Source organism: Tumebacillus lacus (assembly GCF_026410385.1).
GTDB classification, from domain to species: Bacteria; Bacillota; Bacilli; order Tumebacillales; family Tumebacillaceae; genus Tumebacillus; species Tumebacillus lacus.
This window is the reverse complement of the sequence record NZ_JAPMLT010000001.1, coordinates 683848-698543: the sequence shown is the minus strand read 5'-3', so window position 1 is coordinate 698543 and position 14696 is coordinate 683848. Positions and strand designations below refer to the sequence as shown.

The window sequence follows — 14696 nt, the reverse complement described above, 5'->3', positions numbered from 1 at the left end:
ATGAAGACAGCGATCCTCCTGATCGCGCACGGCAGTCCGATGGCGGCTGTCAACGAAGATCTGCACGCTCTGGTGCAGCTCGTACGGAAACGCAGCGGCGGCGACTGCATCGTCGAAGCGGCGTTTCTGGAGGGAACTGCTCCCGATATCCCAAACGGTCTGAACACCTGCGTCGCGCAAGGAGCGACGCGGGTGATTGCCGTTCCATATTTTCTGCTGCCGGGACGTCATGTCGCGCAGGATCTGCCGCAGGAGTTGCACGCAGCCAGAGCGCGGCATCCCGAGGTGGAATTTGTGCAGGCGGAGCATCTGGGCGGGCATGAACTCTTGGCCGACATCGCCTGGGAGCGCGTACAGGCGGCGGATGAACTGTGGTACAATGTAGACGGAACGCAAGGCAGACCGGCAGCAGAGGAGGGCGAGCATGAGCGACAACCGGGACGCGAGAATGGAACTCTTTGAGTGTTCGGCCTGCGGTCATCAAGTCCGGCCGGAGATGCCGACGGGCGAAAAAGGGGAGCAGCGCGCTGCTTGTTCATCCTGTGACGCGGTGTATGTGCGGACGTTCGCCCTGTTTGAAGGCGAGTGGGTGTTCGGCCTGTGGCGCAACAAGGCGACGGGCAAGGTGGCCTGCTCGATGTACAAGACGGCGTTCGGTGCGGATGACGCGGACTGCTGATCGAGACGGAGAGGTAGGAAAGGGGGTACATACGCGATGAACTGGGAAGATGCTTTGGATATTGCGGAGGCACTTCACGAGAAGCACCCGGATACGGATGTGCTCTCGCTGCGCTTTGCAACGCTGCGCCGTTGGGTGCTGGAGTTGGAAGGCTTTGAAGGCGACGCAGCCGACTCCAGCGAGAAGGTGCTGGAAGAGATCCAGATGGCGTGGCACGATCTGGTGGAGTAATCGATTGATTGGGAAAACGTCCTACTCTGTGGCAGAGTCGGGCGTTTTTTCCGTTTTTCCGGGGCATAGTAGGAGGAGAAGTCAAAAGGGGGAAGTGGAAAGGATGGCCTGGATGTATGAAGCCAGAACGTATGACAATCGTTCGCTTGCCAATTACGTGGCGATGTGCATGCGCGATGATCAGATGATGGCGGGCAACAGCCAGCCTGTCGTGCAGATCTTCAAGACGAAACGAGGCAAGTTTGGTGTCCGCTATCTGCTCAGTTGAAAAGGAGGCCTCGGCGATATGGAACAGGTGTGTCCGCTGTGCAACGGGCTTCAGGAGATGCATGTGCCCTGCAAAGACTGCGGGACGGCGATGACAGACGGCGGCATGGTCAGCGACTATGTGAGCGACTATTCGCCGTATTGGCTGTCGACGCAGGTGCGGGCGGAGAATGAAACGTGCACGCATCTCTTTTGGTGTTCTTCGTGCGGAAAAGAGTCCTACGCGATCGTGCAACAAGACCTGTTTTAAGCGAAGTGCCGCTGTTATTTCTGAGAAGTCGAACAATCGAGGGGCTATGGCTGGAATTTGTTGCCCTATTTGATGTAGAATAGAGGGAGTGCTTCGTACCAGTCTGTTTTGAGTAAAGGAGTTGTCTCTCTTGGCTTCGTCTGTGAAAATGGTGTTCTGCCAGAAGAACCTCGAAAAGTTTTCCCAACGTGTCTATGATGCGTACACGTCCAAATATCCGGATGAGAAAGTTGAGATCAAGGATTGCGCAGGCAAGGACCTGTGCTCGCTGTGCTTTGACGTGCCGTTCGTGATTCGCAACGGGGCGATTGTGCATGCTCGCGATGAGCGCGATCTGTATTTCAAATTGACAAGCGGCGCTGAGTTCCTGACGGGCGTTCAACTCGTCGACCTCCCGCCGGCACCGCCCGCGCCGCCGAAAGAACCGGCTGCTGCAAAACCGGCACCGGCTGCGGCTGCGAAACCGGCAGAAGCTCCGAAATCGGCAGAAGCTCCGAAATCGGCAGAAGCTCCGAAGGCGGACGCAGAACCGAAACTGGACTGATTGAAGAAACCGACCGTCAAGGTCGGTCTTTTTCTGCGCTTACATACCCTTATTTTACTTCCCGAGGAGGATTTTCATGGACTTTCAACTGACCCTGCAACCGATCACCGAAGTGGAAGCTGACGTTTTGATCGTCAATCTGTTCGAAGGCGTGACCGCTTTGGGCGGCGCGACCGGAGCGCTCGACGCCGCGCTGGACGGCCAGATCAGCGCACTGATCGCAGCCGGCGATCTGACCGGGCGTTTTAAAGAGACCCGCACCCTGTACCCGTTCGGCAAGATCAAGGCGCAGCGCGTGCTGGTGGTCGGGCTTGGCGAACGGGAAGAATTTCACGTCAACCGCGCCCGCCACATCGCAGCGGCGGCTGCGCGTGCGACCCGCGAGTTCAAACCGACCCGCATCGCCACTATCGTGCACGGTGCTGGCAGCGGCGGTCTCGATGTGACCGCAGCGGCGCAAGCGTTGGCGGAAGGCACGGTGCTCGGCCTGTACAAAGTCAAGACGCTGAAAAAGCATGAGGCAAAAGAGACTCTGCAAAGCGTCCTCGTCGTCGAGAACGACGCGAGCAAGGAAGCGGCGATCCAGCAAGGACTGAAGCGCGGTCTGATCATCGCTCAAGCGACCAATTTCTCCCGCGATGTGATCAACGAACCGGCGAACACGCTGACCCCGACCCGTCTCGCGGAGCTGGCGACCGAAGTGGCGAACCGTCACGGTCTTGGCATCCAGGTCCTCGAAGAAGCGGAGATGCGGGAACTGGGCATGAACGCGTTGCTCGGCATCGGCCAAGGCTCCGACCAGCCCTCGAAACTGATCGTGATCACGCACAACGGCGCGCCGGAGTCGGAAGAGAAGATCGCGTATGTCGGCAAAGGGATCACCTTTGACACCGGCGGCTACTCGATGAAGCCCCCGGCCGGGATGGAATTGATGAAGACCGACATGGGCGGTGCCGGCACGGTGCTCGGCGCGATGGAAGCCATCGGTGCGCTGAAACCGAAGGCGAACATCATGATGGTGATCCCGGCGGCGGAGAACATGGTCTCCGGCAACGCGATCAAGCCGGGCGATGTCGTCGTCGCGATGAACGGCAAGTCGATTGAGATCGTCAACACCGACGCCGAGGGTCGCGTGGTGCTGGCCGATGCGCTGACCTGGGCGGTGCGCAACGGCGCGACCAAGATCGTCGACGCCGCCACGCTGACCGGTGCGATCTCCATCGCGCTGGGTCGCCAAGTCGGCGGTCTGTTCTCCAACGACACCGACTGGGCGGCTGTGGTGAAGGAAGCGTTCCACCAAACGGGCGAGCGCGTCTGGGAACTGCCGCTGGTGGAGGAATACAGCCGCCAGTACAACTCGAACGTCGCCGACATGAAAAACTCCGGCGGCCGCGATGCGGGCTCCATCGTCGGCGCGATGATCCTGCGCGAGTTTGTGGAGAACACCCCGTGGGTGCATCTCGATATCGCGGGCACGGCTCGCGACGCGGAAGGCACTTCGGACCTGCATCCGAAGGGCGCGACCGGATTTGGCGTGCGCACGCTGGTGCAGCTGGCGGAAAACCTCGGCGAGTAATGAAAAGAAAAAAGCCATCGACAGCGTATCGTGTCGGTGGCTTTTTTGCTTGCGGTTACATCAATTCCAGTTTGAGGATCGACTCGTAGGTGACGAGGAAGCCGAGCACGACGATCAGCAGGGCGCTGAACGTCGCCATCATGTGGCCGATGCTGCGGCGTTCGAAAAATTTGACGGCGTTCTCCGCGCGCAGGAGCAGGATGCCGATCAGCGACAACGACACCGCCCCGCCCAGTGAAAACGCGAGCACCATCCCGATGCCGTGCGTGACCTGCCCGGCCGACGTGGCGGCGAGCAACATCGCCAGCGCACTCGGGCAGGGGATCAGCCCGGCCAGCACGCCGATGGTCAGCAGGCGGCGGAACGAAGAGGCCTGCAGGCGGTTGACGGTGCGGTGGTGGACGGCTGAGCCGGAGGAGGAGCCATAGCCTGCACCGGACGAGCCGTAGCCGGGAGCGAGGTCGTCGAGGGTGATGAGGTCATCGAAATGACGATGGCCGTGATGGCTGTGATCGTGTCCGCCGGGATCGCCGATCAGATGCACGTGTCCGTGATCGCAGACGTAGGTGCCTTCTGTGGCAGCGCGACGGATGCCGCCGAGCGTGACAACCGGCGGGAAGAGACGCTGGTAGACCATTTTGGCCCCGATGTACGTGATGATCGCGCCCGAGACGAGGCCAAGCCAGCCTTCGACTTGATGGGGCAGGAGAAATTGCAGCGCAGACGTGGCGACCAAGGCGATCAGAAAGATGGAAAAGGTATGCGACAGAGCGGCCGTGAACGCCAGAGTGATCGCATCGCGGGTGCGCGCCCGCGACGAGACCAGATAGGCGGTCATGACGCCCTTGCCGTGTCCCGGTTCCAAAAAGTGCATCGCGCCGAGTCCTGCCGCCGCCGGCAAAGCGATGAGCAGTTCCAAAACGAAGTCACCTCCGAGAGTCGTCAGAGCTTGTCAGTATATGTCTATGCAAGACAATCGCCTTTTTGTCCACTCGCCCGCATTTTAGGCGTACAAGGGGGCGGGCGAACACATACGATGTGGATACGAGGTGAGTGGAGTGAAAAAGGCGAATCAGAACCTGCGCGTAACCAAGAAAACCCGCAAAAAGGCGGCGGAGCGTCGCCTGTTCCCCGGACTCGCCGCGATGAGCGTCGCCGACGTCGTCGACCGCTACAAACAGGCGGTCGTCAACATTGAAGTCTCGAAACGAGAACCTGAGAAAAGCAGCGAGTCCTCCTCCCGGCGCCGTCGCGGTCATCCGCTTCCCATCGCGGATTCGTTCGACGAAAAGCCAAAGCGCAACACCACGAATATCGGAACGGGATTTTTCTTTGACCCCCGCGGGTACATCCTCACGAATGAACACGTCATCCACAACGCGGAAGAGGTCTTTGTGCGATTTTATAACCAAGATCGCTTGATGCGCGCCGAAGTCGTCAAGACGAGTTACAAAGACGACCTCGCCGTCCTCAAGGTCCACCCGCCCAAGAACTGCCGCACGATCCCGCTCGGCAGATCGGACAGCGTCCGAGCGGGGGAGTGGGTGGTGGCGATCGGGTGTCCGCTCGGCCTCGACCACAGCGTCACGGTCGGCATCGTGTCCGCCCTGGAGCGGCCGATCCAGATCGGCGACCGGCACTACCCGCACCTGCTCCAAACGGACGCTGCCATCAACCGCGGCAACTCCGGCGGTCCCCTGATCAACCTGCGTGGACAGGTGATCGGCATGAACACAGCGGTGAGCGCGAGTTCGCAAGGCATCGGGTTTGCGATTGCCGTCGATCAGGTGAAGCACGTGGTGCGGGATCTGATGAGCGGTGTGCCGAAGTTGAGAAGGAGAGCGGGGAAGGGGAGAAAGAGGTAGCAGTGAAGAAACCACCCGTTTTTTATGAGGGTGGTTTTTTTGCGCCTTCCCCTGAATATATTTCGACACGGAGTCATTCTGCAGGGGGTGGACATGATGCGATCCTGGAAGCAGGTCGTGTGTTGGGTGATCGGGCTGTTTGTGCTGTTGTGGGTGTCGGAGGAGATCCGGGAGTGGGTGCGAGGGTACATGGCCCGGACGTATGAGTACGGGTCGGTGATGTGGATTCATCTGCTGCTCGATGTTTGCTTCGGGATGTATCTCGGTGTGGCGTTGGTCCCGCGGATGAAGCGCGGGGTGAGGTGGCCGGTGCTTGGGTTGGTGTTCGCGCCTTGTGTCGTCCTGCTCGGGTGGACATTGTGCAGTTTTGCCGGGTGGGTACGGATGACGCCGCTGATGGCGCATTTTCTGGACAATGCGTATATCCAGATCACCTGCGGAGCTGCGCTGGTGGCCGGGCTGTTTGGCGGAAAAGAATAACGGGATCGTCCCGATTCGGAAAGCACCCGCGGGAGGGTGCTTTTTTCTTGCGATTGTTCTATGATACAGTCAGATACTATTGAAAAAGGGAAGGTCGGTGACATAGGAAAGGTGGAAAAGAGACGTTCGTTCGTCTACGGGGTCATTCATCTGTTGCTGCTATTGACGATTCTATATGGATATGAGAAGGACTTGGACGGCTTGATGCTGATCGGGGGCGTGACCGCCGTCGGACTGGCGCTGATGTCGGCTGTGGTGGTCCAGCGTGTCCGCGTCGCCGAGGAGGAACTGCGGGCGACGAAGGAGCAACTGGAGTCGTTTTTTGATCACACGGCCGATGCAATCGGGGTGTTTGCTCCGGACGGGACGCTGTTGCGGCTGAACAAGGCGTCTGAGCAGATCTTCGGCTACACGGTGGAAGAGATGACCGGGCGGAAGGTGCAGACGATCCCCGATGAGTCGTATATCACCGAGGTGGAGATGTTGCAAAGCCGTGTACGCGCCGGAGAGAGCGTGGTGGGCTACGAGACGGTTCGCCGCCACAAGGACGGCACGCTGATCGATGTGAGCATCACGTATTCGCCGATTCGCGATCAGCAGGGGAATGTGGTCGGATTTGCCAACATCCTGCGCGATATCTCGGAGCGCAAGCGGGTCGAGCGTCGGCTGCGGGAGAGCGAGGAGCGGTACCGGCTGATCACAGAAAATACGTCCGACCTGATCTCGCTGGTCGACCCGGACGGCTGCATCCGCTATGTGTCACCGTCGCACGAGACGGTGCTCGGGTATGATCTGAGCTATTTTCAAGGATTGCGCTCGCTCGAGCTGGTGCATTCGGAAGACGTTCAGCTGATGAAAGAGACCTGGCAACAGATGATCCTTGCCTCGCTGCCTGTCTCGTCGGAGTTCCGCTATCGGCACCAAAACGGCGAGTACGTGACGCTGGAAAGCCGGGGGATGGCGGTGGTTCGCGAGGACGGGACGATGGACAGCATGGTCATCGTCTCCCGCGATGTGACGGAGCGCAAACGGACGGAGGAGCTGCTGCGCAATTCGGAGAAGCAACGCGTGATCGGGGAATTGGCGGCCGGCGTGGCGCATGAGATCCGCAATCCGCTGACTGCATTGCGCGGGTTTGTGCAGTTGTTCCAGCAGGGGAGCGCCGGACATCCCAGTTATTATCAGGTGATGCTGGACGAGCTGGACCGGATCAATTTTATCGTCAGCGAGCTGCTTTTGCTCGCCAAACCGCAGGCGGTGCACTTGCAAGAGCGGGATCTGACGGTGCTGCTGCGCAACGTTTTGATGTTGGTCGACACGCAGGCGATCATGAACAACGTGCAGATCCTCACCGAGTTTGAAGAGGGACTGCCTCTGATCGTCTGTGAGGAAAATCAGCTCAAACAAGTGTTTATCAATCTGTTGAAAAACGCCATTGAGGCGATGCCGGAGGGCGGCGATGTGAAGGTGCAGGTCAGACGGCAGGATGAGGATCACCTGCTGATCCGCGTCACCGACAAAGGGTGCGGCATCCCGGAGGATTTGATCCCGCGCCTGGGAGAGCCGTTCTATACGACAAAGGAAAAGGGCACGGGGCTTGGTCTGATGGTCAGCTATAAGATCATACAGTATCACCAAGGCGAGATCGAGATCGAGAGCGGCCCGGACGGGACGACGATCGACGTGATCTTGCCGGTCGAACTGACGGGTGCCGTTGCTGAAATCGGTTAGTTTGCTTTCATCCATTTCTTGTAAATTATGCAACTTTTTTGGATCGTGAAACGATTTGCTCCTTTCATCCGTCGAAGTATGTAGAAAGAACGTGAAAACAGGGTGGGGTTGCACATGAGAAAATGGTCTGTTCCGCTGGCCGGACTGATCGTCCTGTTGCCAGTCTTGACAGCTTGCTCCGATACGTCTGCCATCTCGATGGCCAGAGAACACAAATCCAATACCTCGTCTTCGGATGTGCAGGCGACTCAACCGGCGCCTGCGAAGCCCCTGGCGGCTGAACGACCGACTCCTGACCGAGACGGTCAGAAAGAACCTCTGTCCGCAGTTCCTGCAAACCCGCAACCGGTTCCGGCAGAGAGCGGGAAGACCGAACCCGCACCGGCCCCGGCCGATCCGGGAAAGACAGACCCGGTCTACGGGCCGCAACAACCCGCCTCCGAACCGAAGCCGCAACCCCCGCAACCGACACCAGCACCGGTTGAGCAGACGCCGCCGCCGGTGCCGACCATGCCTCCTGCCGATGCGCAGACGGTGTACAAAGCAGGTCCTGCCGAGGTGCGTTCTGTGGCGCTGACGTTTGACGACGGGCCGGATGCGATCTACACGGGTCAGGTCTTGGACATCCTGAAACGTCAGAATGTGAAGGCAACATTTTTCCTGATCGGTCTCAACGCCGAGCATCATCCTGAGATGGTCAAGCGCATTGCAGCCGAAGGACACGCCATCGGCAATCACACGTGGAGCCACGTCAACCTGCCGAAGCTCACCGCGGCTCAAGTACAGGCGGAAGTCGGGCGCACATCCGACCTGTTGACGGAGCAACTCGGTTATAAGCCGTCGTTGGTGCGGCCGCCGTTTGGCTCGTTGTCGCCGGTGGTGACGCAGCAGATGAACGGGCTCGGCTATCGGGTGATCCACTGGTCGGTCGATACGCGCGACTGGGCGGGCACGCCGTCTGCGTCGATCGTCGCGGAGGTTCACGCCAACGTCAAGCCAGGCTCGATCATTTTGATGCACTCGGCCGGCGGCAAAGGCGGCAAGCTCGACAACACGGTGAGTGCGCTGCCGAAGATCATCGAAGATTTGCGCGGGCAGGGCTATCAATTTGTGACGGTGCCTGACCTGTTGAATCTGCCGAAGTCGATTTGACCACCCTTGGAAGAGAGGGTGGTTGTTTTTTTGCCCGGATGAATATGGTAAGAGCACGTAGGAATCTTTGGTTCGGGAAGCGAATGAATGTACAACGGGAAAAGGGAGGTACAGAGATGCTCAATCAAGCAGTTGTGGAAGACGTGCTGAACGCGGCGCTGGAGACAGGCGGCGATTTTGCAGAAGTGTTTGTGGAGGATCGCACCAGTTCGGTGTTGCAGATGCTCGGCGGCGATGTGGACAACGGAGTATCGGGGCGTGACTTCGGTGTGGGCATTCGGATTTTGGACGGCACGTTTGCCGTTTATGCGTATACAAACGATGCGGACCGTGACAATCTGATCAAGGTGGCGCGAGCGGCAGCCCAAGCGATTCGCGGGCAAGCGACCGGTCGCGCGCTCGATTTGCGCAAGTCGGTCCTCGACAACAGACACGAGGTCAAACTGTTGCCGCAGGATGTGGCGAAGGCGAAGCAGGTCGAGTGGATGCGCCGCGCTCATCTGGCGGCAAAAGCGGTCGATCCGGTGATCGCGCAGACGAAGATCGGCTTTTTGACAAACGATCAACGCGTGTTGATCGCCAACTCGGACGGACTGTTTGTGGAAGACCGCAGGGTGCGTTCGCGGATGATGATCGAAGCGATCGCATCGCGCGGGACGGAGAAGCAGACCGGGTTTTACGGGCCGGGTGCGCATGCGGGGCTGGAGTACTTTGCCAACCTCGACATCGAGCATTATGCGCGCGTGGCCGGGGAGACGGCCAAGACGATGATCGATGCGGAGTTTGCCCCGAGCGGGAAGATGCCTGTCATTCTGGACAATGAGTTTGGCGGGGTCATCTTCCACGAGGCGTGCGGACACGGGCTGGAGGCGACGTCGGTCGCCAAAGGGGCGTCTGTCTTTGCAGGCAAGATGGGGCAACAGGTGGCGTCGCCGCTGGTGACGGCTGTCGATGACGGCACGATCCCGAACGGCTGGGGCTCGCAAAACATCGATGACGAAGGCGCGCCGACTCAGCGCAACGTGCTGATCGAAAACGGGATCTTGAAAGGCTATCTGATCGACAAGGTCGGCAGCCGCAAGATGAACATGGCGTCGACCGGTTCCTCCCGCCGGGAGTCATATAAATTTGCGCCGACCTCACGGATGACCAACACGTACATCGCAGCGGGTCAATCGACGCCGGAGGAGATCATCGCCAACACGGAATACGCTTTGTACGCGAAGTATCTGGGCGGCGGATCGGTCAACACGGCGACCGGTGACTTTAACTTTGCGGTGCGTGAAGGCTATATCGTGCGCAACGGCAAGATCGAGAAACCGGTGCGCGGCGCGACGCTGATCGGCAAGGGCATCGAGGTGCTCCAGCGCATCGACATGGTCGGGCAAAACCTCGGCTACGGCCAAGGGATGTGCGGCTCGGTCTCGGGCAGCATCCCGGCTGACGTCGGCCAACCGATGATTCGTGTCTCGGAGCTGACGGTCGGCGGTCGAAAGGGGGGCCAGTAACTCATGGATCTGCAACAATTTCGAACGGAACTGTTTGCCCGCGGTCGGGAACTGGGATATGCGGATATGGAGGTCTATTATCAGGCGGACAAAAGCACGTCGGTCCGCGTGTTTAAAGGAGAGATCGACTCGTATACGGTCGCGGAAAAGGCGGGTCTGTCGTTCCGCGGCAGCATCGGCGGCAAGATGGGGTATTCGTTTACCGAGCGGCTCGACGAGTCGTCGATTGAATTTCTGCTGACGGAGGCGCGGGCCAACGCCGAATTGCTTCAGGGCGGCGAAATAGAGGAGCTGTTTGGCGGCTCGGATCAGTATCCGGAGTTGGACCTGTACGCGCCGGAACTGGCAAAGCTGGATCCGTCCGTGTTGATCGAGGCGGCGAAGGAGATGGAGCGTACGGCGTTGGCTGTCGACCCGCGTGTCGATCTGATCAACTACTGCATGGTGACCAACTCGGAGGCGGAAGTGTCGATCATCAACACGCAAGGGCTCGACTGCACGGTGAAGAGCTCGCTGGTCTACGGGGGATTGTCCGCAGTGGCAAAAGACGGCGAAGAGGTGACGAGCGCGTTGGACAGCGGCTTTGTCACCGATGATCTCGCCCGTCTTGATTTCACCGGGATCGCGACGCGGGCTGCCAAGGAATCGGTGGCAAAACTCGGGGCTCAGCCGGTGGAATCAGGCCAGTATCCGGTGATCTTGCGCAACAACGTTGCCGCACAACTGCTCAACGCCTTTTCGGAGGTGTTTTCCGGCGAGGCGGCAGAAAAAGGACTCTCGAAGCTACAAGGACGTGTCGGCGACCAAGTGGCGGGCGCAAACATCACCCTCGTCGACGACGCGCTGCTGCCGGGAGGGCCCGGCTCGGTGCCGTTTGACTCGGAGGGCACGGCGACCGCGCGTCTGGAGGTGATCCGGGAGGGGCAACTGGTCACGATGCTGCACAACCGCAAGTCGGCGAAGAAGGCCGGCGTGTCCTCGACTGGCAACGCAGTCAAGGGATCGTATAAATCGACCGTTTCGATCGCGCCGAATAACTTTGTCCTGCAACCGGGCACAAAGTCGCTCGACGAACTGATTGCCGGGACGGAACGCGGTCTGATGCTCGTGGAACTGCAAGGGATCCATGCGGGCACCAACCCGGTATCGGGCGATTTTTCGTTGTCGTGCCTTGGCTTTTTGATCGAAGGCGGCCAAGTGGCGCGTCCGGTCAATCAGATCACCGTATCCGGAAATTTCTTTGACCTGTTGCAATCGGTGGAGGAACTGGGGAATGATCTGCGCTTCCATGCGCCAGGGCGCGGGGCGTGCGGTGCGCCGTCGATCAAGATCGCTGCGCTGTCAATCGCGGGTAAGTAAAAATGAAAGGTGGGTGTGTCTTCCAGAGCGGAGGACACACCTTTTTTTATGTGCGGGCGGTGCGCATGTAGACGGCGAAGCAGATCAGAGGAATCAGCATCAGGCCGATGATGAAGAGCACCAACGTGGAGAAGGGGAAGTGGTCGTAGAGTAGGCCGCCGATCAGCGGGCCGAGCATCCGTCCGACCGGGCCGCCGCTGCCGATCAGCCCTTGCAGGAAGCCAAGGCGCGAGGGCGGTGAGAGCTGAGAGACGGCCGCGGGGATACACGGCCAGAGCAACATCTCGCCGAGGGTGAGAACGATCATCCCGGCGATAAAGACGGAGTAGCTGTTGCTCAGGAGGATCAGCAGAAACGCGATGAGAAACAGGCCGGTGCCAAGGAACATCTGCGACGAAGGTGACCGAAAGACCCGGACGAGCCAGGCGATCAGCGGTTGGCCGCAGAAGATCAGGACGCCGTTGATCGTCCAGAGCAGCGAGTAGGCGGACAGCGAGGTGCCTTGGCTCTGCATATACACGGCGATGGAGCTCTGCCACTGCACGTAGGCGATCCAGAGGATCAGGAAGCCGATGAACAGGGCGTTGATCGGCAGCCAAGGGATCTTGAATTCCGGAGTCAGCGGACGCTCAAAGGTCGCGGACGTTTCAGGGGCTGCGGCTTGCGCTTCGGCGACCGGTTGGGCAGGAGCCGTGACGGAGGGCTCAGGGTCGCGTATCTTGAAGAAGGCAAAGACGGCAAAGAGGAACAGGGTCAACGAGGCCGACAGAAAAGCGAGGTCGAAGGAGACCTGCGCGACGAGGCCGCCGATGGCGGTGCCGACCGCGACGCCGAGGTTGTTGGCGACGTAGAGGAAGTTGAAAGCCCGTCGTCCTCCTTCCGGCCAGACCTTGGCAGCGAGCGCGTTGATCGCCGGGAAGACGAAAGATGCGGACAGTCCGAACAAGAACATCACGGCGACATAGAGCGGCCACGAGTCGATCAGACCGGGCAGCGCGATCACGAGCGACGCGGTGAGCAGGCCGGTCAGCAGAACGGGGCGTGCGCCGACGCGGTCAAACAGCGAGCCGCCGGCGAGGTAGCCCGCCGTGGCGCCTGCCGAGTGCAGGAGCAGCACGAGACCGGCGACGGTCAGCGGTTTGCCCAGTTCCTCGTGGATGTAGATCGAGTTGAGCGGCCAAAGGAACGACAGACCGCCGACGTTGAGAAAACAACCGACGGCGAGCAACCAGAGCATCGGCGGATAGTCGGCCATGCTGCGGCGCAAACGATGAATGAGAGTCACTGCAAAACCTCCAAAGTACTCAAAGAAGTACGAAGTTATAGCGTTCGTTAATCTGTAACCAAACCATTCTATCACAGGGGATAAAGAGTCGATAGAGGGCAGAGGGCACCTGCTCTGAGCGTACGTAAGGGGCAGGATGTTTCATGCCGCTGGCAAGTTGTGCTACACTTTGTTGCAGATGGAATGTTTGGCAAGGATGAGGAGAGAAGTCTGTTTTGGACATTACAAATCTGTTGTTGCTCGGTTTGTTGGCGATCGGTGTGATCGGCAACAACCATTCGGTTTCGGTCGCGGTGGCGGTGTTGCTGCTGATGCGGCTGTTGCATTTGGATCGTTGGTTTCCGAGTCTGGAGCAGTATGGGTTGCAGTTTGGCGTGATCATCCTGACCATCGGGGTGCTCGCACCCATCGCCAGCGGCAAGATCGGCACCGATGAGATCTTGCGCACGTTCATCACGCCGCAGGCGTTGCTCGCCATCGCGGTCGGGGTGTTTGTGTCCTATCTCGGCGGGCGAGGCGTGCAACTGATGTCGGCCAGTCCGCTGGTGGTCACAGGGCTGATGATCGGCACGATCCTTGGTGTCGCGCTGTTCCGTGGCGTGCCGGTCGGGCCGCTGATCGCTGCCGGGATGATGGCGATGCTGCTCGGGCTGTTTCAAAGGTAAGGATAGCGGGGCATATGGAGGAGGCAGCAGAAGATGCAAAAGTGGTTGAGCGAGGCGTTGCAGGCGCCGTGGACAGCGTGGGACTATGAGGAGACGATCAAGGCGAAACTGTTGTTTCTCGACTGGCTGGGACAAGCGTGGGCGGGGCGGCAGGATGAGGAGGCACGGCGACTGGCTGAGCATCTGGAGGCGTTTGGCGGCGAGGAGCAGGCGATGCTGTTCGCAGCGGAGCGGATGGTGCCGGCACCGCTGGCAGCCTGCGGAAATGCGGTGCTGAAGGCGGGGCAGTTGATGTTCTCCGTGGTGTTGGCCTCGATTGAAGCGCAGAACAAAGGCGGCAAGGAACTGGTCGCCGCTTTGATCGCAGGGCTGGAGACATCGTATCGGATGGGGGACCATGCCGGCGCGGAATGGCTCGGTGCATTGGTCGGTGCCGCTCATGCGTTTGAACTGGACGAAGACGGATGGGCTGTGTTGCTCGGCATGATGTTCCGTCAACATCAGGAGGTGCCGGAGTCGGGGATCGCCCGTGGTCTGATCGCGCAGGACATCGTGGTGGCAGCCGGGCTGGCCCGCGATGAGTGGAGCGAGGAAAATGCCATGCGGAGCGATCTGCCGGAGGGCTGGTGGCAGGCGCTGGAGCGCACGTCCGGAAAGCCAGGGATGAGGGAGTTCCTTCTGGCGACGGAAGTCAATGCGGACGAAGTGGTCGCCCGTTTCCGGGAGCATACGTCAGGTCGGATGTCGGACCCTTACGTAGAATATTACGTCGATGCGGTGATGGCGATCGAGGATATTTGTTGCATCCCGCAGTTTTACCGACGGTAAAAAACAAATATATTATTTTTAACATAAGAGAGGCTGTTATAAGCCTCTCTTTTTGTTATTATAGGAAATAGTCGGAGTATGCGTTATTTTCGAACGTCCATGGTTTGTCCTGTATCATATGGACTAGATAAAAAAGAGCCAATTTAGACTTTTGATCGAGTGGGATCACCTTATGAAAGGGCTTTCATAGCTTTCACTGCGCATTGTGGCTTTGAATATTCTGTGTCATCAAGAATTTTCCCTTTGTATTTATATCCACGAGACCTTATAATCTAA

The 14696-nt window shown here is 59.2% G+C and carries 17 protein-coding genes; 15 read left to right on the top strand and 2 right to left on the bottom strand.

The window, feature by feature from the left end:
• The 7 genes from OS242_RS03495 (at nucleotide 1) to OS242_RS03465 (ending at nucleotide 3547) form a co-directional block, all read left to right on the top strand.
• A complete protein-coding gene (locus OS242_RS03495) occupies nucleotides 1–462 on the top strand; it encodes a sirohydrochlorin chelatase (RefSeq protein WP_267150256.1) in 462 nt (153 codons plus the stop codon).
• The gene (locus OS242_RS03490) at nucleotides 425–679 is read left to right on the top strand and encodes a zinc ribbon domain-containing protein (protein ID WP_267150255.1); all 255 of its coding nucleotides are present in this window, start codon (nucleotides 425–427) and stop codon (nucleotides 677–679) included. The genes OS242_RS03495 and OS242_RS03490 overlap by 38 nt, the downstream gene beginning before the upstream one ends.
• Before the next feature lie 36 nt (nucleotides 680–715).
• Nucleotides 716–910 carry a Fe-S cluster assembly protein IscX gene (iscX, locus tag OS242_RS03485; protein WP_267150254.1) on the top strand — a complete coding sequence of 65 codons (195 nt, stop codon included), beginning with the start codon at nucleotides 716–718 and terminating at the stop codon, nucleotides 908–910.
• Nucleotides 911–1013: 103 nt separating this feature from the next.
• Entirely contained in the window at nucleotides 1014–1178 is a 165-nt protein-coding gene (locus OS242_RS03480; RefSeq protein WP_267150253.1) for a hypothetical protein, read from the top strand.
• Nucleotides 1179–1196: 18 nt separating this feature from the next.
• On the top strand, nucleotides 1197–1427 hold the full coding sequence (locus tag OS242_RS03475) for a hypothetical protein (protein ID WP_267150252.1): 231 nt from the start codon (nucleotides 1197–1199) through the stop codon (nucleotides 1425–1427).
• 130 nt (nucleotides 1428–1557) lie between these two features.
• Nucleotides 1558–1971 (top strand): hypothetical protein, encoded by a 414-nt coding sequence (locus tag OS242_RS03470; RefSeq protein WP_267150251.1) that lies wholly within the window; start codon nucleotides 1558–1560, stop codon nucleotides 1969–1971.
• Nucleotides 1972–2047: 76 nt separating this feature from the next.
• The gene (locus OS242_RS03465; RefSeq protein ID WP_267150250.1) at nucleotides 2048–3547 is read left to right on the top strand and encodes a leucyl aminopeptidase; all 1500 of its coding nucleotides are present in this window, start codon (nucleotides 2048–2050) and stop codon (nucleotides 3545–3547) included.
• A 55-nt stretch (nucleotides 3548–3602) separates the two neighbouring features.
• Here OS242_RS03465 and OS242_RS03460 read toward each other — a convergent pair whose 3' ends face one another.
• The gene (locus OS242_RS03460) at nucleotides 3603–4466 is read right to left on the bottom strand and encodes an urease accessory protein UreH domain-containing protein (RefSeq protein ID WP_267150249.1); all 864 of its coding nucleotides are present in this window, start codon (nucleotides 4464–4466) and stop codon (nucleotides 3603–3605) included.
• Nucleotides 4467–4605: 139 nt separating this feature from the next.
• Between OS242_RS03460 and OS242_RS03455 the strand changes: the two genes are divergently transcribed.
• The 6 genes from OS242_RS03455 (at nucleotide 4606) to OS242_RS03430 (ending at nucleotide 11642) form a co-directional block, all read left to right on the top strand.
• Nucleotides 4606–5412, top strand: coding sequence for a S1C family serine protease (locus tag OS242_RS03455; protein WP_267150248.1), 807 nt, complete (start codon nucleotides 4606–4608; stop codon nucleotides 5410–5412).
• Between the two features lie 96 nt (nucleotides 5413–5508).
• Complete coding sequence (locus OS242_RS03450) at nucleotides 5509–5892, top strand: hypothetical protein (RefSeq protein WP_267150247.1); 384 nt, start codon at nucleotides 5509–5511, stop codon at nucleotides 5890–5892.
• A gap of 111 nt (nucleotides 5893–6003) precedes the next feature.
• The gene (locus OS242_RS03445; RefSeq protein WP_267150246.1) at nucleotides 6004–7623 is read left to right on the top strand and encodes a PAS domain-containing sensor histidine kinase; all 1620 of its coding nucleotides are present in this window, start codon (nucleotides 6004–6006) and stop codon (nucleotides 7621–7623) included.
• 114 nt (nucleotides 7624–7737) lie between these two features.
• Nucleotides 7738–8775 (top strand): polysaccharide deacetylase family protein, encoded by a 1038-nt coding sequence (locus OS242_RS03440; protein ID WP_267150245.1) that lies wholly within the window; start codon nucleotides 7738–7740, stop codon nucleotides 8773–8775.
• Between the two features lie 116 nt (nucleotides 8776–8891).
• Nucleotides 8892–10283 (top strand): TldD/PmbA family protein, encoded by a 1392-nt coding sequence (locus OS242_RS03435; RefSeq protein ID WP_267150244.1) that lies wholly within the window; start codon nucleotides 8892–8894, stop codon nucleotides 10281–10283.
• A 3-nt stretch (nucleotides 10284–10286) separates the two neighbouring features.
• Nucleotides 10287–11642: a TldD/PmbA family protein gene (locus OS242_RS03430; RefSeq protein WP_267150243.1), complete on the top strand. Its 1356-nt coding sequence runs from the start codon at nucleotides 10287–10289 to the stop codon at nucleotides 11640–11642.
• A gap of 46 nt (nucleotides 11643–11688) precedes the next feature.
• On the opposite strand, the gene OS242_RS03425 is transcribed toward OS242_RS03430, so the two are convergent.
• Nucleotides 11689–12879, bottom strand: a complete 1191-nt coding sequence (locus tag OS242_RS03425) for an MDR family MFS transporter (RefSeq protein ID WP_407702078.1) — start codon at nucleotides 12877–12879, stop codon at nucleotides 11689–11691.
• 263 nt (nucleotides 12880–13142) lie between these two features.
• Here OS242_RS03425 and OS242_RS03420 point away from each other — a divergent pair, with 263 nt between their 5' ends.
• Both OS242_RS03420 and OS242_RS03415 read left to right on the top strand, forming a co-directional pair.
• Entirely contained in the window at nucleotides 13143–13592 is a 450-nt protein-coding gene (locus OS242_RS03420) for a DUF441 domain-containing protein (protein WP_267150241.1), read from the top strand.
• Nucleotides 13593–13625: 33 nt separating this feature from the next.
• Nucleotides 13626–14420 (top strand): hypothetical protein, encoded by a 795-nt coding sequence (locus tag OS242_RS03415; RefSeq protein ID WP_267150240.1) that lies wholly within the window; start codon nucleotides 13626–13628, stop codon nucleotides 14418–14420.
• The last annotated feature ends 276 nt before the right edge of the window (nucleotides 14421–14696 follow it).